The 19,955-nt window shown below is 70.4% G+C and carries 20 protein-coding genes and 1 pseudogene; 8 read left to right on the forward strand and 13 right to left on the reverse strand.

From position 1 onward, the window contains the following. Positions 1 to 8: 8 nt before the first annotated feature. The 5 genes from larC to VKV57_00905 are packed head-to-tail and all read right to left on the reverse strand — an operon-like array spanning position 9 to position 4,753. A complete protein-coding gene (gene larC / locus VKV57_00885) occupies positions 9 to 1,241 on the reverse strand; it encodes a nickel pincer cofactor biosynthesis protein LarC (protein HLW58458.1) in 1,233 nt (410 codons plus the stop codon). Continuing rightward, a complete protein-coding gene (larB, locus tag VKV57_00890; GenBank protein HLW58459.1) occupies positions 1,222 to 2,037 on the reverse strand; it encodes a nickel pincer cofactor biosynthesis protein LarB in 816 nt (271 codons plus the stop codon). The genes larC and larB overlap by 20 nt, the downstream gene beginning before the upstream one ends. Beyond that, complete coding sequence (gene larE, locus VKV57_00895) at positions 2,034 to 2,909, reverse strand: ATP-dependent sacrificial sulfur transferase LarE (GenBank protein ID HLW58460.1); 876 nt, start codon at positions 2,907 to 2,909, stop codon at positions 2,034 to 2,036. The genes larB and larE overlap by 4 nt, the downstream gene beginning before the upstream one ends. 12 nt (positions 2,910 to 2,921) lie before the next feature. Beyond that, positions 2,922 to 4,250, reverse strand: a complete 1,329-nt coding sequence (locus VKV57_00900) for a hypothetical protein (protein HLW58461.1) — start codon at positions 4,248 to 4,250, stop codon at positions 2,922 to 2,924. Between the two features lie 20 nt (positions 4,251 to 4,270). Then, positions 4,271 to 4,753: an adenosine-specific kinase gene (locus tag VKV57_00905; protein ID HLW58462.1), complete on the reverse strand. Its 483-nt coding sequence runs from the start codon at positions 4,751 to 4,753 to the stop codon at positions 4,271 to 4,273. 131 nt (positions 4,754 to 4,884) lie between these two features. Here VKV57_00905 and VKV57_00910 point away from each other — a divergent pair, with 131 nt between their 5' ends. The 3 genes and pseudogenes from VKV57_00910 (at position 4,885) to VKV57_00920 (ending at position 5,987) form a co-directional block, all read left to right on the forward strand. Further along, entirely contained in the window at positions 4,885 to 5,334 is a 450-nt protein-coding gene (locus VKV57_00910; GenBank protein HLW58463.1) for a hypothetical protein, read from the forward strand. A 12-nt stretch (positions 5,335 to 5,346) separates the two neighbouring features. Continuing rightward, positions 5,347 to 5,577: pseudogene (locus VKV57_00915) on the forward strand (thioredoxin family protein). After that, a complete protein-coding gene (locus tag VKV57_00920; protein HLW58464.1) occupies positions 5,574 to 5,987 on the forward strand; it encodes an OsmC family protein in 414 nt (137 codons plus the stop codon). Before VKV57_00915 ends, VKV57_00920 begins: the two are co-directional and overlap by 4 nt. A 43-nt stretch (positions 5,988 to 6,030) precedes the next feature. Here the strand turns inward: VKV57_00920 and VKV57_00925 are convergent, their stop codons facing one another. Genes VKV57_00925 through VKV57_00935 form a run of 3 tightly spaced genes read right to left on the reverse strand, consistent with a single transcriptional unit; the run spans position 6,031 to position 9,758 of the window. Continuing rightward, positions 6,031 to 7,092 carry a PilT/PilU family type 4a pilus ATPase gene (locus VKV57_00925; protein HLW58465.1) on the reverse strand — a complete coding sequence of 354 codons (1,062 nt, stop codon included), beginning with the start codon at positions 7,090 to 7,092 and terminating at the stop codon, positions 6,031 to 6,033. Positions 7,093 to 7,095: 3 nt separating this feature from the next. Next, positions 7,096 to 8,190, reverse strand: a complete 1,095-nt coding sequence (locus VKV57_00930) for a type IV pilus twitching motility protein PilT (protein ID HLW58466.1) — start codon at positions 8,188 to 8,190, stop codon at positions 7,096 to 7,098. Further along, entirely contained in the window at positions 8,190 to 9,758 is a 1,569-nt protein-coding gene (locus tag VKV57_00935) for a hypothetical protein (GenBank protein HLW58467.1), read from the reverse strand. Before VKV57_00935 ends, VKV57_00930 begins: the two co-directional genes overlap by 1 nt. Before the next feature lie 362 nt (positions 9,759 to 10,120). On the opposite strand from VKV57_00935, the gene VKV57_00940 reads away from it, so the two are divergent. Then, complete coding sequence (locus VKV57_00940; GenBank protein ID HLW58468.1) at positions 10,121 to 11,206, forward strand: tagatose 1,6-diphosphate aldolase; 1,086 nt, start codon at positions 10,121 to 10,123, stop codon at positions 11,204 to 11,206. Here VKV57_00940 and VKV57_00945 read toward each other — a convergent pair. The 5 genes from VKV57_00945 to VKV57_00965 form a co-directional block, all read right to left on the reverse strand. Next, entirely contained in the window at positions 11,145 to 11,771 is a 627-nt protein-coding gene (locus VKV57_00945) for a nucleotidyltransferase family protein (GenBank protein ID HLW58469.1), read from the reverse strand. The two genes, VKV57_00940 and VKV57_00945, sit on opposite strands and share 62 nt — an antisense overlap. A gap of 3 nt (positions 11,772 to 11,774) precedes the next feature. Next, entirely contained in the window at positions 11,775 to 12,908 is a 1,134-nt protein-coding gene (locus VKV57_00950; GenBank protein HLW58470.1) for an XdhC/CoxI family protein, read from the reverse strand. Then, the gene (locus VKV57_00955) at positions 12,905 to 14,197 is read right to left on the reverse strand and encodes a VWA domain-containing protein (protein ID HLW58471.1); all 1,293 of its coding nucleotides are present in this window, start codon (positions 14,195 to 14,197) and stop codon (positions 12,905 to 12,907) included. Before VKV57_00955 ends, VKV57_00950 begins: the two co-directional genes overlap by 4 nt. Beyond that, complete coding sequence (locus VKV57_00960; GenBank protein ID HLW58472.1) at positions 14,139 to 15,116, reverse strand: MoxR family ATPase; 978 nt, start codon at positions 15,114 to 15,116, stop codon at positions 14,139 to 14,141. Before VKV57_00960 ends, VKV57_00955 begins: the two co-directional genes overlap by 59 nt. 68 nt (positions 15,117 to 15,184) lie before the next feature. Then, positions 15,185 to 15,538, reverse strand: coding sequence for a GIY-YIG nuclease family protein (locus tag VKV57_00965; GenBank protein ID HLW58473.1), 354 nt, complete (start codon positions 15,536 to 15,538; stop codon positions 15,185 to 15,187). A gap of 95 nt (positions 15,539 to 15,633) precedes the next feature. Between VKV57_00965 and cutA the strand changes: the two genes are divergently transcribed. Genes cutA through VKV57_00985 form a run of 4 tightly spaced genes read left to right on the forward strand, consistent with a single transcriptional unit; the run spans position 15,634 to position 19,906 of the window. Beyond that, complete coding sequence (gene cutA / locus VKV57_00970; protein HLW58474.1) at positions 15,634 to 17,967, forward strand: aerobic carbon-monoxide dehydrogenase large subunit; 2,334 nt, start codon at positions 15,634 to 15,636, stop codon at positions 17,965 to 17,967. Next, the gene (locus VKV57_00975) at positions 17,964 to 18,407 is read left to right on the forward strand and encodes a carbon monoxide dehydrogenase subunit G (GenBank protein HLW58475.1); all 444 of its coding nucleotides are present in this window, start codon (positions 17,964 to 17,966) and stop codon (positions 18,405 to 18,407) included. The genes cutA and VKV57_00975 overlap by 4 nt, the downstream gene beginning before the upstream one ends. Next, positions 18,404 to 19,276: a xanthine dehydrogenase family protein subunit M gene (locus VKV57_00980; GenBank protein ID HLW58476.1), complete on the forward strand. Its 873-nt coding sequence runs from the start codon at positions 18,404 to 18,406 to the stop codon at positions 19,274 to 19,276. The genes VKV57_00975 and VKV57_00980 overlap by 4 nt, the downstream gene beginning before the upstream one ends. Next, the gene (locus VKV57_00985) at positions 19,277 to 19,906 is read left to right on the forward strand and encodes a (2Fe-2S)-binding protein (GenBank protein ID HLW58477.1); all 630 of its coding nucleotides are present in this window, start codon (positions 19,277 to 19,279) and stop codon (positions 19,904 to 19,906) included. The last annotated feature ends 49 nt before the right edge of the window (positions 19,907 to 19,955 follow it).

Below are 19,955 nucleotides of genomic sequence, written 5' to 3' on the forward strand. Positions count from 1 at the left end.
CCGGGGGGTCACCGCGGCCGCGCGCGCTCCCCGAGCACGGCGGCCGCACGATGGGCCGCGGCGATCACCCATTTCACGGGGACACCGTGCTGCTGGGCGAGGGCGCGGCACACCTCAAACTCGGGGGTCATCGTCAGCACCCCCGACAGATCCTCGGCGACCTTGACGGCAACGGAACCGAACTCGGTTTCGACCTCGACCCGGCGGCGCCCGACCGAAAACCGGGTCACCTCGTAGACCCTGACCCCCAGCGTGGTCGTCTCGGCGAGGAGAATGCCGTAGAGCGCCCGCACCCGGTCGGGAATCGCGAGCACCCGCAGGAGATGTCCGGGGCGGCCTTTCTTCATCACGGCGGGGATCGTCATCACATCGAGCGCGCCGGCCGCGAGCAACCGCGCTTCGACGTGCGGGAAGAGCTGCGGGTTCATATCGTCGATGGACGTCTCCAGAACCGCGAGCCGCTCGACGCGGGCGTCGGCCGATCCGGCGTCGATCCGCTCCGCCTCGGACGGTATCGATGCGGCTTCCCCCAGCGCCTCCCCCACGAACAGCCGGAGAACGTTGGCCCTCGGCGGATCGGCCTTCCCGGCCCCGACGCCGATGCCCTCCAGCCGCATGGGGGGAAGGGGCCCCCACCCGCTGACGAGGGTCCCCAGCAACACCGCACCGGTGGGCGTGAGCAGTTCGCCCTCGACCTCGCCGGCATACACCGGCATCCCTTCGATCAGCACCGCGGTGGCGGGGGCCGGGACCGGGATGATGCCGTGGTCGGTCCGGACCCACCCGCGGCCGAGATTCACCGGGGAGGCGACGAGACGGTCCAGGGCGAGGGCGCGCACCCCCGCCAAGACCCCCACGACGTCCACCAGGGTGTCCAGGCCTCCCAACTCATGAAGGTGCACCTCGGCGATCGGCGTCGCGTGGACCCCCGCCTCGACCGCGGCCAGCCGTTCCAGCACCCGCGCGGCGTTGGTAGCGAGGGCGCGATCGATCCGGCTCTCGGCGAGCAGTCGGGCCAAAACGGGATAGGGCCGCGAGTGGGGCGGTCCGTCCTCCAGGACCTCGACGCGAGCGGCCGGAACGCCGCGGCGATCGACACGGCTGATCGCGACCCGCACGGAAACGCCGAGGTCGGCGACGACATCGCGCAGCGCGGCCTCGGTCCAGCCGGCGCCCAGCAGCGCGCCGAGCAGCATGTCGCCGCTCGCCCCGCTCGCACAGTCAAGGTAGCCGATGCGCATCGGCGTCGCGGCTCACGGGGTGCCCGCCGTCGGCGGGCTGGGAGGCGCCCGCCGGGGTGGCATTGATGACCGCGGCCAGATACCCGGCACCGTACCCGTTGTCGATGTTGACGACGGCGACCCCCGGCGCGCAGGCGTTGAGCATGGTCAACAACGGTGCCAGCCCGTTGAGGTGGACGCCGTACCCCACGCTGGTGGGAACCCCGATCACCGGGACGCGGGTGAGTCCCGCCACCACCGCGGGGAGCGCGCCGTCCATCCCCGCCACGACGACCAGCGCCCGCGCGCGTTCGAGCAACTCCCGCTGGGCCGCCAATCGGTGAAGGCCGGCCACGCCCACATCGTACGCGCGGATCACCGCCGCTCCCATCGCCTCGGCGGTCCATGCGGCCTCCTCCGCCACCCCGATATCCCCCGTCCCGGCGGTCAGGACCCCGACGCAGCCGGTGGGGTGCCCGGGCGGCGTCCCGACGACGACGAGCGACGCCTCTGGGACGTGGCGGGCGTCCGGGATCGCCTGGAGCACCCGGGCCGCGACCTCCGGAGCGGCTCGGGTCAGCAGGACCGCGGCATCGGTCCGGCGCAGCGCCCGCGTGATGTCGACGATCTGCTCAAACGTTTTGCCGGGGCAGTAAACCGCCTCCGCCGCCCGGCGGCGGAGGGCGCGATGCGTGTCCACCTTCGCGAACCCCAGGTCGGCAAACGGCAGCCAGCGGAGCGCGTCGAGGGCGGCTTCGATGCTCGTGCGTCCCGCGCGCACGTCGCGCAGAAGGCGGCCGAGCGCGTCTTCGTTCACGGGCGCGCCCCCCCCGCCTCCCGCTGCGCCCGCAGCGCCTCCGCGGTCAGGGCGCCCGACCGGAGGCCGCGCGGATCGACCGCGACCTCGCGGAACCCAAGTGCCCGGAGCGCGACCGTCACTTGGGGCGCCAGGGTGAGGAGCCGAGTCATCTCGGTCAGCGGCACCTCGATCCGGGCGACCTCGCCGTGGTGTCGAACCCGAACTTCGGGAAAGCCGAGCCCGTGGAGCACGCGCTCGCCCTCCTCGACCTGGCGAAGGGCCACCAGGGTCACCGGCATCCCGTGCGGCAGGCGGGAGGCGAGGCACGGCGACGCCGGCTTGTCCCAAATCTCCAGCCCCCTCCCGCGGGCGAGCCCGCGGATCTCCTCTTTGGTCAGTCCGGCCTCGACCAGGGGGGCCCGCACCGCGAACTCCGCCGCGGCCCGCATCCCGGGACGGTAGTCCCCGAGGTCGTCCGCGTTGGCCCCGTAGACCACCGCGGCGAAGCCGAGATCTCCGGCCAGGGCGCCGAGACGCGTGAAGAGTGCGTGCTTGCAGAAGTAGCAGCGCTGGACGTCGTTCCGCCGGTAGCGGGGGTCCTCGAACTCGTCCGTCTCGACGATGAGGTGGCGTACCCCGATCGCCGCCGCGATCCGCCGGGCCACCGTGAGCTCGTCGCGGGCGAGCGAGGGGGAGACGGCGGTCGCCCCGACACACCGGTTCCCCAGCACCTCCGCGGCCGCGGCGAGCAGGTACGCGCTGTCCACTCCTCCCGAGAACGCCACGACCACCCCGGCGAAACCGCGCAGCGTCTCGTTCAGCCTCGCGACCTTGACCGCGAGCGGCTCGCGCGTCGGGCCGACGGGCTGGGGTGCCGCGCGCTCGAGCATGCCGGCCTGGCCTTAGACCGTCCGCGCGCCCACGGCCGCAGCCGCGAGCGGGGAGACGAGCGTGCCGTCGGCGCTGAACCCCAGCGCAAACGGCTTCGAGGTGACCTTGGCGTGCGGGGCGAGATCGGGGACGAGGGCGGTTGAGACCGCCACCTCTCCCAAGGCCAGCGTGTTCCGAATGTAGACAAGGCGCTCGGTCCCCGGCGGGGTCGGCCGTTGGGTGGTCAGGAGCGCCGTCCAGATGGCATCCCGATCGGCGACCATGATCACCGGCAGACGCGAGCCCTCTGTGATCGCAGCGGTGATGCCGTTCATGTAGGTGGGCTCGAGATCGATCTTGTCCACTACCCGCCGCACGGTCAGGTCCGCCATCCCAATCCCGGTGGCGTTGCCGTGGGTCTCCTCGGTCAGATCGAGGACCACGATCCGCCTGATCGTGGGGCCGCCGGTGACGTGCGAGAGATACCGACCGGTGATGTTCGGGTCCATGCCGTCGCCGCTGATGTTCTTCCCGATCTCCTGGACAACGAGCACGTCGATGTCCCGCACCGGCAGGCTGGGCATGAGCTCGCGCGCGCGTGCCAGGAGCCCTGGTTCCCGCTCCACGAACGCCTCGCTCGGCACGACGGCGATCTCGACCGGGATATCGTAGGCATCCTCGACCACCGCGACGCCGAACACCAGCGGCGTCTTCTCGCGCACGATCGGCCAGGCCTCGAGCAGCCGCGGACCGAGGTCGTTCGGGCCGGTGGCGTGGATCGACATCGCCCCCCGCTGCTTCCCGGCACCGATGACCGACATTTTGATCAGGCCGCTCTCAATCGGCCCACGGAACAGCGTGTGCGGCTTGACCCGGCCCACGACGACGGCGGCATCTGCGGCGAGGGCGTTCCGATCCCAAAAGACCCCGGACCCATCGCCGAGGCGGCCCAACTCGACGACCTCCATCCCCGAGACGATCGGCGCGCCGATCCGCGCCTCGGTCACCCCGAGCGCGGCGAGAACTTCCACCTGCCCCTCCGCCGTGGCCCCGCCGTGGCTGCCCATCGCCGGAAAGACGAAGGGCGCGGCGCCGTGGCGCTTCAACGCCGCGACCACGGCGGCCGTGATCCGATCGATCTCCGCCACCCCCCGGCTGCCCACGGCGACGGCGACGCGACCGCCCTTCGGGATCCGGCGCACAATCTCCGGAGCATCGATCCGCCGGTGAATCTCGGCGTCCACGTCGCAGCGGCCGGGCGTGGGCCACCGCTGGCTCACCCGCACCATTTCCGGGAGCGGCACTTCGCGCGGCGCACGGATGCCCCCCAAGGTCGTGGGCGCGATCCGATCCTGTGTCATCGCCATCCCTCCACCGTCGTTCACAGTTTGTAGCCGATCTTCCGGAGCAGATCGTGCCGCCAGGCCTTGCCCTCCTCGCCTTCGACCCCCAGCGGCGGCTGGCCGTCCACCACCCCCAGCACGCCCCGCCCATGCCCGGTGGCGGCCACGATCACCTCGACGGGGTTTGCCGTCGCGCAGTAGATCTGGCAGACCTCCGGCACCTGCCGCACGGCGCCCAGGACATTGACGGGGTAGGCGTTCCCCAGCATGATCAGGAAGGTGTGCCCGCACCCCACGGCCGCGGCGTTTCGGGCGGCCAGGTCGACGAGCGCGGAATCGGTCCCGGTCGTGCGAACGAGGCGCGCGCCGCTGGCCTCGCAGAACGCCAGCCCGAACCGGATGCCGGGAACCGCCCCCACCAGGGCCTCGTGCAGGTCCTCGACGGTCTTGATGAAGTGGGACTGGCCAAAGATCAGGTTGAGCCCGTCCGGGTTCTCCAGCGGCACCGCGTGCAGCTCCATGCGCGACCCTCCGACTAGGGTTCTTCCACCGCGGCTTCCCGCACTCCTGGCCCCGCGAGGGCCGCCCTCCGCCCGCGGAGAAGTATCGGGCGTGCCGGCGGACGATCCCCCCGCGGCGCAAGAGGTGGTCGATGCACCTGCTCAACGATCGGGACGCCGAGACGGTACGGGCCCGGCTGGCCGCCCTCGCCCAGCCCGTCCGGCTCGTCTACTTCACCGAGGGCACCTCGGGACTGATCATCCCGGGTCGGGAGTGCCGGTACTGCGCCGAGACCCTCCGGCTGCTGGAGGACGTCGCCGGCTGTTCGGCGCAGGTCACCCTCGAGGTCCACGACCGCCTGACCGACCCCGAACCCTTCGGACGCTACCGGATCGACCGGGTCCCCGGACTGGTCGTGCTGGGGGCGCAGGACTTCGGGATTCGCTACTACGGGCTCCCCGCGGGGTACGAGCTCGGGACCCTGCTGGGCATCATCGTGGATGTGGGACGCGGGGGCGCGGACCTCAGCGCGGACGCCCGGGGCGCCCTGGCCCAGCTTGCCGGTGACGTTCACCTTCAGGTGTACGTCACCCCGACCTGACCGCACTGCCCGCGTGCAGCCAGGCTGGCTGCGGCTCTGGCGATTGAAAGCCCGCGCGTGCGGGCGGACATCATCGAGGCGGCGGAGTTCCCCGATCTCGTCGAGCGGTACGCGGTGCGCGGCGTCCCGAAGACGATCTTGAACGACCGGCTCTTCATTGACGGCGCGGTTCCCGAGTCCGACCTCGTCGCCGCGGTCGGACAAGCGGGCGGCGATGGCGCCGGTGCGGAGGGAACGACATGAACGCCACGGTGCGCTGGACGTCGGGAATGGGATTCAGCGGGCTGGGGGCGGCGGGAGTCTCCATCGCCATGGACGCCCACCCGGAGCACGGGGGCCGGGACACCGGTCCGTCGCCGATGGAAACCGTGCTCCTGGCGCTGGGAGGATGCACCGGCATGGACGTGGTCAGCATCTTGCAGAAGATGCGGGCGCCGCTTTCGGGTCTCGAGATCCGGATCGTTGCCGAGCGGGCGGACGCTCACCCCAAGGTCTTCACGCGGATCGCGCTGGAGTACGTCTTCTCCGGTAAGGATCTCACCCCGGAGCAGGTGACCCGCGCCGTGGAACTCAGCCAGACCCGCTACTGCTCGGTTTCGGCGATGCTGCAGAAGGTGACGGAATTCACCTACACCTGGCGAATCGACGCCTGAGCTCCCCGCGCGGAAGGTCGGCGGCACTGCCGGGCGTGGGAGGCTACACCATCCCCCGCAGCCGCAGGCGCACGTCGTTGGGACTGTCCGCGTACTGCATCCCGGTGTCCGTATCGATCGCCCCACTCTGGATGAGCTGGTAGACGGCCTGATCGAAGGTCTGCATCCCGTCCTGGTTCCCCGCCTGCATCGCCGTGCGGATCCCGGCGATGTTGCCCTTCTTCAACAGGTCGCGGATGTGGGGGGACGCCAGCATGAGCTCGACGGCGAGCACCAGCCCCTCCCCGCCCCTCCGCGGGACCAGCCGCTGGGAGATCACCCCGAGCATGTTCAGCGACAGCTGCAGCTGGACGTTGCCGTGGGCTTCCTGGGGGAAGAAGTGCAGGATGCGCTCGATCGTCTGGCTGGCGTTGGTCGAGTGCAGGGTGCTGAGGACGAGGTGGCCGGTCTCGGCGAAGTGGACCGCCGCGGTCGCGCTTTCCACGTCCCGCATCTCCCCGATCAGGATGACGTCGGGGGTCTGGCGGAGGGCGTCGCGCAGCGCCGTGTTGAAGGAATCGCAGTCCGTTCCGACCTCGCGCTGGCTCACCAGGCTCTGGTGGTCGGCGTGTACGAATTCGATCGGGTCCTCGATCGTCACGATGTGCCCGGGCGCGTGGCGATTGCGATAATCGATCATCGCGGCCAGGGTTGTGGACTTGCCCGACCCGGTGGGGCCGGTGACCAGGACCAGCCCGCGGGGGGCCATCGACAGGTCCGCGATCGCCCGGGGGATCCCCAGTTCCTCGAACGTCGGGATCTCGCTCTTGATCCGGCGGATGACGATGGCCGGGGAGGACCGCTGCATGTAGATGTTCACCCGGTACCGGCCCAGCGCCGGGGTGAAGTAGGCGAGGTTCACCTGCTGCCGTTCATCGAACTCCCGCTGGTGTCGCGGCTGCATCATCTGCCGCGCCAGCTCGTCGACCGCCGCGGAGGTGAGCGGGGCCGTCCCCAGCGGGGCGAGCTGGCCGGCGATCCGCAGCGTCGGCGGGGCGTCGGTCTTCACGTACAGGTCCGACGCCTCCCGGCTCGACATGTGGATGAGCAGATCGTTGATGTCCATGGGTCAGCGGTTCGTCCGCATCCCGGCGAACTCCCCGCGTCCTCCACCGGAGGCGTCCTGACCGAACGCCTGCTTTTCGACGGCGCGCCGGAGCGCCTCGTCGTTGCTGATCTTTTGGGTCTTGACGAGGGCCTTGAGGGCCTGATCGAGCGACTGCATGCCCTCGCGCGCGCCGGTCTGGATCGCCGACGGGATCTGGTGGACCTTGTTCTCCCGGATCAGGTTGCGGATCGCCGGGGTGGCCACCATGATCTCCATCGCCGCCACCCGGCTCTTGCCGTCGATCGACGGCACCAGGCTCTGCGCCACGACGCCCAGCAGGGCATCGGCCAGCTGGACGCGGATCTGCTCCTGCTGATGCGGCGGGAAGACGTCGACGACACGGCTGATCGTCTGCGGGGCGTTGTTGGTGTGCAGGGTCGAGAGCACCAAGTGGCCGGTTTCCGCCGCCGTCAGCGCCTGCGCGATCGTCTCGAGGTCCCGCATCTCGCCGACGAGGATGATGTCCGGGTCCTCGCGCAGCGCGCTGCGCAGCGCGGCGGCGAAGGACATCGTGTGCGGGCCGACCTCGCGCTGGTTCACGTTGCACTTCTTGTGCTGGTGGATGAACTCGATCGGGTCTTCGATCGTGATGATGTGGTCCTCGCGGTTGTCGTTCATGTGATCGACCATCGCGGCGAGCGTGGTCGACTTTCCCGACCCGGTGGGGCCCGTCACCAGGACCAGCCCGCGATCTTTCATCGCGAGGTCCTTCAGGATCGGCGGCATCCCCAGATCGTCGAGCGACTTGATCTTGGATGGGATCAGGCGCAGGACGATGCCTTCCCCCAGCCGCTGCAGGAACGCGTTGACGCGGAACCGCCCTACCCCGGTCAGCTCCAGCGAGAAGTCCAGGTCGTGGGTCGCTTCGTACCGCGCCTTTTGCTCGTCGGTGAGGAGATCGTAGAGCATGTTGTGGATGTCTTCTCGGGTGAGGACCGACTTATCCAGCCGGGTGAGCTTGCCGTGCAAGCGCAGCGTGGGCGGAGAGCCGACCGTCAGGTGCAGGTCGGAGGCGTTCTGCTCCTTGGTCTGAACGAGAAGATCGGTGATGTCCATTACGCTCCCTCCACCACTCGGGATAGCTCCTCCAAGGAGGTCAACCCGTCCTCGACCAGCGCCTGGCCCTGCGTCCGCATGAATGCGCCCACCACCTGGCCGACGTGGGCGAAGATCGCGTCACGCGGACCCGCGCGGAGCTGCAGCCGGTCGCCCGGGCTGACGTGCCAGGCCTCGGTGAGGACGCGGTACCCCCGAAACCCGGTGAAGCTGCACGCGGCGCATCCCCGGGGGGTGAACGTGAGCCGCCCGTCGCCGGCGCCCGACCCGCGGAGCCGCTCCTTGCACTCCGGACAGAGCAACCGGATCGGCCGGGCGGCGAGGACGGCGCGCAGGGTGGATGCGGTCACCGCCCCCCCGACCGCCTCGAGGGCCTGGCCGAGCAGCCCGACCACATCGTCCTGGGGGTGTCCGATCACGAGGTGACGGACGCGGGACCATTCCAGCGCGCTGACCAGGGTCGGTGCCCGCGAGGCATCGTCGATCGCAATCAGGTCCGCGCCCGTGCCGCATGCCCCGTGGAGCAGGGGCACCGCCTCCTGCGGCGATCCGACCACCACCTGGCTGACCGCGGAATCCCGGTAGATCGGCAGGGTCTCCAGCGACCAGATCTTGCCCTCGGAGGCCCCCGGCAAGATCGCCCGAATCAAGGTCATCCGCACGAATGGGTCCGCACAGCCGATGAGCAGCGCACCGTGGGGGCCGTGCAGGCTCCGGCGGAGGGCCTGCGTCGTCTGTCCGTCCACCCCCAGGGGCACCAGGTCCGGCGCGCCCGTGCGGTAGGGGTAGAGGGCCACCGTCGCCGCGGGTCCCACCGTCGTGGCGAGGACGGAGACCACCGCGTGGGCTTCGACCTCGCCCACCCGGACGGTTGCGGCCGCTTGGGAGGTCGACGCCTGCCCGAGGCCGGCGAGGTCCCGCAACTGTCGGATCACCCCGGCGTGGAGCTCCTCCGGGTGCCCGGCGCGGTCGACCAGGACGCCCTGCAGCCGGTACCGCACCCGCGGCTGTCCTTCGATCGTCGGATCGAAGTAGATCTCGGTCGCCGCCTGCTGCAGCGCCTGCGCGAGGTGGAACTGGAGGTACTGCGCCTCCGCCGCGCGGACATGACGCCTCGGCGATCCGTTTCCGCGGGTGTTCAGGTTGCGCAGCATCTCCTCGATGTTGGAGGCGAGCGCGACCGCCCGGTTGACCTGCAGTCCGGTCTGCCCCGCGACCTCGTCGACGGTGAGCTGGTCGGTCGGGTCCGCCATCGCCAGCGTCACCTGCTGGCCGAATTTGTGAATCGGCATCACGTGGCGCTCACGCAGGAACTCTTCCGGCAGGAGCCGGACCACCTCGTCATCGATGATATCGCCGCTCAAGAAGATGTACGGGTACATAAGCTGGTTGCTCAGCGCCCAGGCGACATCGTCCTCGGTCGCCGATCCCTGCTCAACCAGGACTTGCCCGAGCCGCTTCCCGGTCTGGCCCTGAGCCGCGATGGCCTTGGTCAATTGCTCCTGGGTGATCAGCGACGTCGCCAGCAGAATCTCCCCGAGCTTTCCCGGCTTCCCTGGAGTCGACACTGTCGATCCCCCCCAACATGCTTCCGTCCCCGTCCGACAGACGACAGCGGGTCGAGGCGCTCGGGCTCCACCGCCACCAGGGGCGAGGGCCGGTACGCACCGAGACCTCGGATCCCGGCCGGCGTGGCCGAGACTGCGTCATCTTTGTATGTCCTCCGCGGGGTCGTCGCAATCGGCTACGCTCTACTAATGCCCAAGAGAAATGTCCGATCGGACACCAAGTTTGCCGCCGGACAAACACCGGCGGGCCGCCGGGCTCACCGCGGCCGCGGACGGCGATGGGAAGAGACCCACCCTCCGCCTCCGAAGCGTTGGCGCGGGGCGGGCGCGACCGGATATACTCAACCCTGAGGTCGCCACCGATGATGCTGAGCAGCGGGAAGCTGACGAACCTGATGCGCCTCGCCGACGCGTCGGGGCGGTTGAAGATGCTCGCCGTCGACCAGCGGGACTCCATGCGCGCCCCGCTCGCCGCCGCCACACGACGCCGGCCGGAAGACATCACCTATGATGAACTGGCGGCGACCAAGACCCTCGTCGCCGAAGTCCTGTCGTCCCACTCGACGGCGATCCTGCTGGACCCCATCTACGGGCTGCCCCGGGGGATCACCGCGGTGGGTGGCTCCGCCGCCCTGCTCGTGGCCGTCGAGGACTCCCCCCCCGCCCTGCTCGGCCCGAGTCGGGAGCGGAAGATGGCGCTGATCGACGGGTGGTCCGTGGCCCAGGCAAAGCGGGCGGGGGCGAACGCGGTGAAGTTACTCGTCTACGACACGCCGGAGGCCTCCGCCGAGGTGCGCGCCCACCACCGCGACCTGGTGCGCAGGGTCGGCGAGGAGTGCGTATTGCACGATCTGCCGTTCCTGCTCGAGGTGGTCGCCTACCCGATCGAGGAACCGGGCGAGGACACCCCGGAGTTTGCCCTCAAACGCCCCCGCCACACGATCGCGGCCGCCCGGGAGTTCTCGGACCCGGCCTATCATGTGGACCTGCTGAAGCTCCCATTCCCCGGCGACCTCAAGTACACGCGGCAGTTCCGCGACGCGGTGTTCGACCCCCGAGAACGTCCGGCCGTGTACACCCTCGACGACATCCGGGGCTTCTGCCGTGACCTCGATGCGGCGGCGGGGCGTCCTTGGGTCATCTTGAGCGGCGGAGTCGGGATTCGCGAGTTCCTCGCGAACCTGGATCTTGCGGTCGATGCCGGAGCCAGCGGCTTCTTGTGCGGACGCGCGATCTGGCAGGACGTGCTTCCCCTCCACCCGGATCGACAGGCGATGCGGGCTTTTCTCGCCTCGACGGCCTCTCACAACTTCGACCGCGCCAACGCCGTGGCCGAGCGGGCGCGCCCGTGGTTCGACCACCCGCACTTCGGCGGGTGGGGGCAGATCAGGCTCCAGGGCGGCGGCGCCGACTGGTACCGGCGGTACGGGGCTCCACCGCCGCTTTGAGTCGGGCAAAATCCTCGGGGGTATCGAGGTCCACGGCCGCCGCCTCCGGCAACGGCACCTCCGCCACCAGGTCGGGATGCTGCCGGATGAGCCGCCGCCCGCCCGCGTCCCCCTGGAGACCCCTCGCCTCCGGGAAAAGCGCGCGCCCGATCAGCGTGGGGGCACCGGCCACCCCGCCGTACCGCGAGGCGACGAGCGGCTTTCCCGTGCGGCGGTGGACGTCGATCAGCGCATCGATCACGGCGGCGTCGATTCGGGGTTGGTCCCCCAGCAGCACGACCGCCGCCTCACATTCAGGGGGCAGTGCCGCGATCCCCGCCCCAAGCGAGGTCCCCATTCCCTCGCGGTAGCGGTCGTTGACGACGAGATGGACGCCGGGGTCGCGGACCGCCGCCGCAACGTCATCCGCCCGAGCGCCCAGGACGACGATGATCTGCTGACACGCCGACGCGCGGGCCTGCTCGATGACGTGGCGGAGCAGGATGCGGCCCGAGAACGTCAGGAGCGGCTTGGGCGTCCCCATGCGCCGCGACTCGCCGGCGGCGAGGATGACGGCGGCGATCATCGCTCAGGACGCCGGCGCGTGAATCGGCCCGACCCGATCACGGAGCGAGGCCGTCGCCCGACCGTTGCGGACCGCCAGGATCTCCGCCAGAATGCTGAGCGCGATCTCCTCGGGAGAGTCGGCACCGGTGTCCACCCCGACGGGTCCGTACACCCGCGAGCGCCGGGCGCCGTCGAGGACCACCCCATCCTTCCGCAGTTCGGCGAGCAGTTTGTCCGTCCGCGCGCGGGGGCCGAGGAGGCCGATGTACCGCGCGGGGGTCTCCACCAGGCACCGGAGGATCTCGAGATCGTGGAGAAAATTGTGGGTCATGACGACGACGAAGGTGTGGCGGTCGATCCGCGCGGCCTTGGCCACGTCTCGATCCTGGACCAGGAAAACCTCATCGGCTCCGGGGAACCGTGCCTTTGTCGCATACGCCGGCCGGCTGTCGGCGACCATGACCCACCATCCCTGCGCGTGCGCCAGGCTCACGAGCGGCAGCGCGTCGTGACCGGCGCCGCAGACGAGCAGGGGGAGGGGCGGCGCGACCACGTCGATGAACAGCTCCCCGAGCCCGCCGGGAAGTTCGAGGGGCACCGTCGCCGCCGTCCCGGCCGCGATCCGGTCGCGGGCGGCGGCCGCCGCCAACGCGTCGGTCACCGCATCGCCGAGCGAGCCCTCGACCGTTCCATCCTCCCCCACGAAGAGCCGCGCGCCGACGGGGACCCGGCCGTCGGGAGACGGGGAGGCAATCACCGTGGCGAGCGCCGCAAACCGGCGGGCGTCGATGCACCCCTGGAGCAGCGCCCCGTAGTCCGGCACAGCCTGGGGCCGCACCGCCTCCACGAACACGTCAATCGCCCCGTTGCAGCCGAGCCCGAGCCCCCAGACCGCGTCGTCGTCCGCGGTCAGGTCATAGGTCAGCATGCGCGGGCGCCCGGTGTCCAGGACCTCGCGCGCGGCCTCGGCCACATCGCCCTCCAGGCAGCCGCCGCTGATTGAGCCGAGCGTCGTCCCGTCCTGCCGGATCAGGAGGCGCGCACCGGCGCGGCGGTAGGTTGAGCCCTTCACGCGCACGATCGTGGCCAGCGCCGCCGACTCCCCCCGCGCCCGCAGGCCGGCGAGGGCGCCCAGAATCTCTCGGATCTCCTTCATGGTCGGTCTCCTCGTTTGCGACTCGTCCTCCGCACCCGGCGCACCCCGGCCCGCGGGCTGTGGAGGTACCGCTCCAACTCCCGCAGACCGTTCAGGTTGTGCGCGGAGGCGAAGACATCGACGTAGGGCAGGGCCGCGCTCATCCCCTGGGTGACGGGCTCGTACCCCGGGCTGCCCAGAAGGGGGTTGAGCCAGATCACCCGTCCGGCGCGGCCGTGGAGATCACGCATCGCCGCCTCGAGCACCTCGAGATCCCCGGTGTCCCATCCATCGCTGCAGATGACCACGATCGTCCGGGCGTCCACGAGCCGCCGGCCGTACGCGTCGTTAAAGTGCTTGAGGCTGGCGCCGATCTTGGTCCCCCCCGACCAATCGGGAACGCGCTGCGAGGCCTCCCGAAGCGCTTCGTGGATGTCGTGATGCCCGAGCACATCGGTCACCCGGGTGAGGGACGTGCTGAACAGAAACGACTCGACGTGGCTGAGGGCTCCCTGGAGCGCGTAGACGAACTGGACTAGGAATCGGCTGTAGATGTCCATCGAGCCGCTGACATCGCAGAGCAGCACCAGTTTGGCCTTTCGAATCTTGCGCCGCCGCCAGACCAGCTCGAAGACGTCCCCGCCGGTACGGAGGCTGCGGCGCATCGTCCGCCTCAGGTCGACGAAGGACCCCCGCCGGGCCGCTCGGGTGCGGCGGGAGAGGCGGGTGGCGATGAGGCGGGCGATGACGATGATCAGGTCGGTGATCGCCCGAAGCTCGTCGGCGCTGAACGCGCTGAAGTCCTTCCGGCTGCGCCCTTCGGCGGGACTGTAGGCGGGGACCTCCCGCTCGTCCTCCGCCTCGCCGCGCTCGTCCCATTCGGTGACCACCACGTCGCTGCCCCGCTCGTTTCCCGCCTCGCCCGGACCGGCGGGGTCGTCGTCCGCTTCGTCCTGGGGGGCCGGACCACCGGCCAGCGCGGGGCCCTGCCAGAAGCGCACGAACTCCTCATCAAACACCGGGAGATCGTCCGTGTGCGAGCAGAACACCGTCCGCAGCGAGAGGCGCACCGCGTCGCGATCGGCGAGATCGATCTCCGTCAGGGCGCGCAGGGCATCGCTGACCTCCGCCGGCCCGACCAGGAGCCCCCGGCGCCTCAGCCGCCGGCCAAACGCGGTGACGTTCCCGGCGAGGTCTCCCGGGCGCGTCCAGGCCGGCCTGCCCGGCGCCGCGGCGCCCCCCGCCGGCGTCTCAGCGCCCCTTGGGGAGTTGGGCGGCCAGCGAGGCGATCCGCTCGGAGTTCCAGCCATCGCCGCTCTGCCCCACCGCGTCGATGTGCTCCAGGATCGGTCCCAGGTACTGCGTGCGCACACGGGTCAGGTCCTCTTGGTCTTTGCAGAGGCACCCGAGGGTCTCCTCGACCGCCGCCGGATCGAGGTGGTCACGGTGAAGCGCCAGCAGCGCCGCGCTCCAATCGAGCGTCTCGGCGATCCCCGGCACTTTGTCGAGGTTGACCCCGCGCACCATCTGCATGAATGCGCCGATCTGCCGGGCCAGGCGATCGTTGATCCCCGGCACCTTGCGGTGAATGATGGAGAGTTCTTTCTCGAACGTCGGATAATCGATCCACAGGTACAGACAGCGACGGCGCAGCGCGTCGCTGAGATCCCGGGTGCGGTTGCTGGTGAGGACGACGTAGGGGACGTGCCTCGCCTGGATCGTCCCGATCTCGGGGATGCTCACCTGGAAATCCGAGAGCACCTCGAGCAGGAATGCCTCAAACTCCTCGTCCGCCCGGTCGATCTCGTCGATCAGAAGCACCGGCGCCTGGTCGGCGGTGATCGCCTGGAGGAGCGGGCGCTTGAGCATGAACGACTCGCTGAAGATCATCTGCTCTTTCTCCGCCACCGGCAGGTCGGAGCTTTCCTCGAGTTTGATCCGGAGCATCTGCCGCTGGTAGTTCCATTCGTAGAGGGCCGTGTGCACGTCCAGCCCCTCGTAACACTGCAGCCGGATCAGCTGGGTGTCGACGGCGCGCGCCATGACCTTGGCGATCTCGGTCTTTCCCACCCCGGCGGCGCCCTCGATCAGCAACGGCTTATGGAGCACGACGCTGAGGTGGATCGACAGCGCCACATCGCGCTCGGCGATATACCCCTGCTGCCGCAGCGTTTCCATGATCTGGGCAATCCCGCCGAAGGCCTCCGGCGCACGCGATGCTGATCCCATCTCGGTACCCGCTCCTCCCAAGGAACCTGCGTCTCGATGCGGCGTCCGTGCCCGACGGCACCATCCGATCACCGCAACCGATTTATTCTAGCATACCTGTTGCGGCCGGAGGGCCAGCGGCGACGGGGCACGCGGCGCGCGCGCAGCGCCGACGCGGCGGCGAGCGCGCCGCCCAATGCGAGATCGTGCTTGCGCGCGTGCGAGAGCCGCTTCAGCAGGCGCTCGAGGGCGAGCCCCGCGCGCCGGGTCGGGCATCGCCAGAGCGCGGCAAACACCTGGGGGCCCCGTCCCCGCGTGTAGCGCGAGGCGCGCCCCCCGCGGTGCGCGGCGAGGCGGCGCACGGGGTCCACGGTATACCCGGCGTAGTAGCTGCCGTCGGCGCACCGCAGCAGGTAGGCGTAGTGCGTCCGCGCCCGCTCCATCGCCTGGAGGGATTCGCGTGCGGGGCACGCATCCCCGCCGGGACGCCGATGAGGATAGGAGTTGGTCGGGACCCTATCGAAGGAACAACTCCCCTATGAGCACACGCTACGCGGGCGCGCGCGTCCCGCGCAACGAGGATCCGGCGCTCCTGCGCGGCCGCGGCCTGTTCGTCGACGACCTCGCCCTGCCGAACCTCGCCCACGCCGCGGTGCTGCGTAGTCCGCACGCACACGCCCGCATCGTACGGATCGATGCCGGCCGCGCCCGACGCGCCCCGGGGGTGGCCGCGGTCCTGACGCACGCCGACCTGGGCGAGTTCGGCGGCCCCCTGCCGATGCTCATCCCCCACCCCACCCTCATCCACCCGAAGACCCAACAACCCCTCGCCTCCAGCGTCGTCCGGCACGTCGGAGAGCCGGTGGCGTTGGTCGTCGCCGAGAGCCGGTACGCGGCCGAAGACGCGTCGGACCTGATCGAGGTCGAATACGCGCCGCTGCCCGCCGCGGTCGACCTCACCGCGGCCGCGGCTCCGGGGGCGCCGCTCGTCCACGCGAACACCGGGACCAACGTCTGCGCACACTACACGCAGCGGGTGGGGGATGTCGAGCACGCGATGGCCCTTGCTCCGCATCGGTTTCGGGAGCGGCTGGTCGTCGATCGCGGGACGGCCTCGCCGATAGAGACCCGAGGGGTCGTCGCCTCGTGGGACCCGCGCACGCAGCGGCTCGAGATCTGGGACAGCACGCAGGCGCCCATTCCGATCCGCAACGGGCTCGCGGCGATGTTCCACCTCCCTCAGCCCAGCGTCCGGGTCGTCGCCCCCGACGTCGGCGGGGGGTTCGGACCCAAGGTGATGATGTTCTACCCCGAGGAGATCCTGGTGCCGCTGGCGGCGATGCGGCTGGGGCGGCCCGTGAAGTGGATCGAGGACCGGCGGGAGCACTTCGTCGCGACCAACCAGGAGCGCGAGCAGATTCACGACGCGGAGATCGGCCTGGACGAGACCGGCCGGATCCTCGCCCTCCGCACCGTCTTCCTCTATGATGCCGGCGCCTACTGTCCCTACGGCCTGATCGTGCCGATCGTCGCCAGCACCACCCTCCCCGGCCCCTACCGTCTTCCGAACTATCACGCCGAGTTCAACGCGGTCTTCACCAACAAGACCACCGTGAGCCCGTACCGGGGCGCCGGGCGGCCCCACGGCGTCTTCGTGATGGAGCGGTTGTTGGACCGCGCCGCGTGCGAGCTCGGGATCGACCGCACCGAGATCCGCCGGCGCAACCTCATCCAGCCCGACGAGTTTCCCTACGCGGTGGGCCTGATCTATCAGGACAACGCACCGGTCGAATACGACAGCGGGAACTACCCCCGCTGCCTCGAGCACGCGACGGAGATGATCGGATACGCGGGGTGGGCCGACCAGCAGGCGGCCTACCGTGCGGCCGGACGCTGCGTGGGGCTCGGGGTGGCGTGCTACGTCGAGGGCACCGGCATCGGTCCCTACGAGGGCTGCCGGGTGACCGTGGACCCCTCGGGAAAGGTGTTCGTCTCGACCGGGGTGGGCACGCAGGGGCAGGGGCACATGACCTCGTTCGCCCAGCTCGTCGCCGATCAGCTCGGGGTGACGCCGCGCGATGTCGTCGTGCGGACCGGTGACACCGACGGGTTCCGGTGGGGGACCGGCACCTTCGCCAGCCGCGCTGCGGTCGTCGCCGGCACCGCGGCCTCCCTCGCCGCCCAGGCGGTCCGCGAGAAGACCCAACTTGTGGCCGCGACGCTGCTGGAGGCACGTCCGAAGGAGATTGACCTCGCGGAGGGCAAGGTCTTCGTGCGGGGGGTCCCCGCCCGCGCGCTGTCCCTCGGCGAGGTGGCCGCGGCGGCCAACCCCTTGCGATTCGCAATGCCCGCGGAGTGGGAGGGACCCGGCCTTGAGGCCACCCGCTACTTCGCGCCCCCGCGGGGGACGTTCAGCAACGGGGTGCACGCCTGCATCGTGGAGGTCGATCCGGAGACCGGGATGGTATCCCTCCTGCGGTACGTCGTCGTCCACGACTGCGGCCGCCTGATCAACCCGATGATCGTCGAGGGGCAGATCCACGGCGGGGTCGCCCAGGGCATCGGCGGCGCGTACTGGGAGAAGCTGGCGTACGACGCGCAGGGACAGCCGCTGGCCACGACGTTCATGGACTACCTGCTGCCCACGGCGGTGGAGGTCCCCCCGATCGAGGTCGGGCACGAAGAGACCCCCACCCCGCTCAACCCCCTCGGGGTGAAGGGAGCCGGGGAGGCCGGGGTGATCCCCGTGGGGGCGGCGATTGCGCAGGCGGTAGAGGACGCGCTGCGTCCGTTTGACATTCACATCACCGAGATGCCGCTCAGCCCCAACCGGGTGCGGCAGCTCGTGGCGAAAGCCCGGAGGACCCCATGAAGATCGACGGCACCAACACGCTCCCCGCATCGGTCGACACGGTGTGGAAGACGATCAATGACCCTGAGGCCCTCCGGCGGTGCACGCCGGGGCTCAAAGAGCTCAAGGCGATCAGCCCCGACAACTACGCGGCCACGCTGCAGATCGGGATCGCGGCCGTGAAGGGGACCTACGCCGGGACCCTCCGCATCACGGACAAGCAGGCCCCGACCCACTATCGGATCATCCTCGAGGGAACCGGGGGGGCCGGCTTCATGAAGGGCGAGGGCACCGTGGATCTCGAACCGCAGGGGGACGGGACGCTGCTGAAGTGGGTCGGCGACATCCAGATCGGCGGCCTGATCGCGGGCGTGGGGCAGCGGATGCTGGGAGGCATCGGGAAGATGCTGATCGGACAGTTCTTCAAGTGCCTGGAGGAGTCCCTGGGGAGCGGGTCGTGAAGCCGGCCGCGTTCGAGTATCACACCCCCCGCACGGTCGACGAAGCGGTGGCGCTCCTCGCCCGATACGGCGAGGAGGGAAAGGTGCTCGCCGGCGGGCAGAGCCTGGTCCCCCTGATGAACATGCGCCTGGCCCGCCCGGCGAACATCATCGACATCAACCGGATCGATGCGCTGGCGTATCTCCGCCGTGAGCGCGGCGTGCTGCGGCTGGGCGCGCTCACCCGCCAGCGGGCGGCCGAGCGGTCCCCGATCATCGCGCAGCACTGTCCGATTCTCCGGGACGCGCTGCGCCTGGTGGGCCACGCGCAGATCCGAAACCGCGGGACCGTGGGCGGGAGCATCGCGCATGCGGATCCGGCCGGGGAGCTTACCGCGATCCTCCTGGCGTTGGATGGAGAGGTCACCGTGCGCGGCCCCAAGCGCACCCGGGTCATCGCGGCCGCGGACCTCTTCGTCACGTATCTCACGACCTCGCTCGACCCGCACGAGTTGCTGATCGAAGTTCGGTTTCCCCTCCCGCCCGAGGGGGCCGGATGGTCCTGGATGGAGATCGCACGTCGGCACGGCGACTTCGCCCTCGCGGGCGTCGGCGTGGTGCTGGCGGTGCGACGGGGGCGGATCGCCGAGGCCCGGATCGGGCTCACGGGGGTGGGCCCAACCCCGGTGCGGGCCGCCCAGGCCGAGCGGGGACTCGTCGGCCAGCCCCCCTCCACCGCGCTGTGGGCCGAAGCGGCGGAGGCGGTGCGCGGCGCCGTCGAACCGGACGGCGATATCCACGCTTCGGCGGAATATCGAAAGCACGTCGCCGGCGTGCTGACCCTCCGGGCGCTGCAGGAAGCGTACGAGCGCGCCCGCAAGGTGGCGTGAATGCGGCGCCGGGAGATCACCCTCCGGGTCAACGGGACGACCTTCACCGCATCCGCGGAGCCGCGGAAGACGCTCGCCGATTTCATCCGCGAGGACTGCGGGCTCACGGGGACGCACCTCGGGTGCGAGCACGGAGTGTGCGGCGCCTGCACGATCCTCATGAACGGCCAGACCGTGCGGTCGTGCCTCATGTTCGCGGTGCAGGCGGAAGGGGCCGAACTGATGACGGTCGAGGGGCTGGCGGACGGGGACCGCCTGCACGCGATCCAACAGGCGTATTGGGATCACCACGCCCTGCAGTGCGGGTTCTGCACGCCGGGGTTCCTGATGACGACGGTGGAGTTTCTCCAGGACCACCCGCAGCCGACCGAGCGGGAGATCCGCGAGGGACTGGCGGGCAACCTCTGCCGGTGCACGGGGTATCAAAACATCGTCAAGGCGGTCGCGGCCGCCTCGCAGATGGTCGCCGCAGATCCGCACTGGGTGCCGCGCTGGGCTTCGCCCGAACCTCCGACCGCGGCGCGCGCATCCGCGGGGAACGGCGGGACCCCGACGTCGAGGAAACGCACCACCCGGTCCAAACCCGTCAAGCCCTCGCGATCCCCACGACGACGCCGGCCGAAGCGCTGAGGGGCTCCGCCCCTCCGCCGGGCTGACCGCCGGCCCGGTGCCCACCGAC

The sequence above is a fragment of the bacterium genome (assembly GCA_035307765.1).
Lineage (GTDB): Bacteria > Sysuimicrobiota > Sysuimicrobiia > Sysuimicrobiales > Segetimicrobiaceae > Segetimicrobium.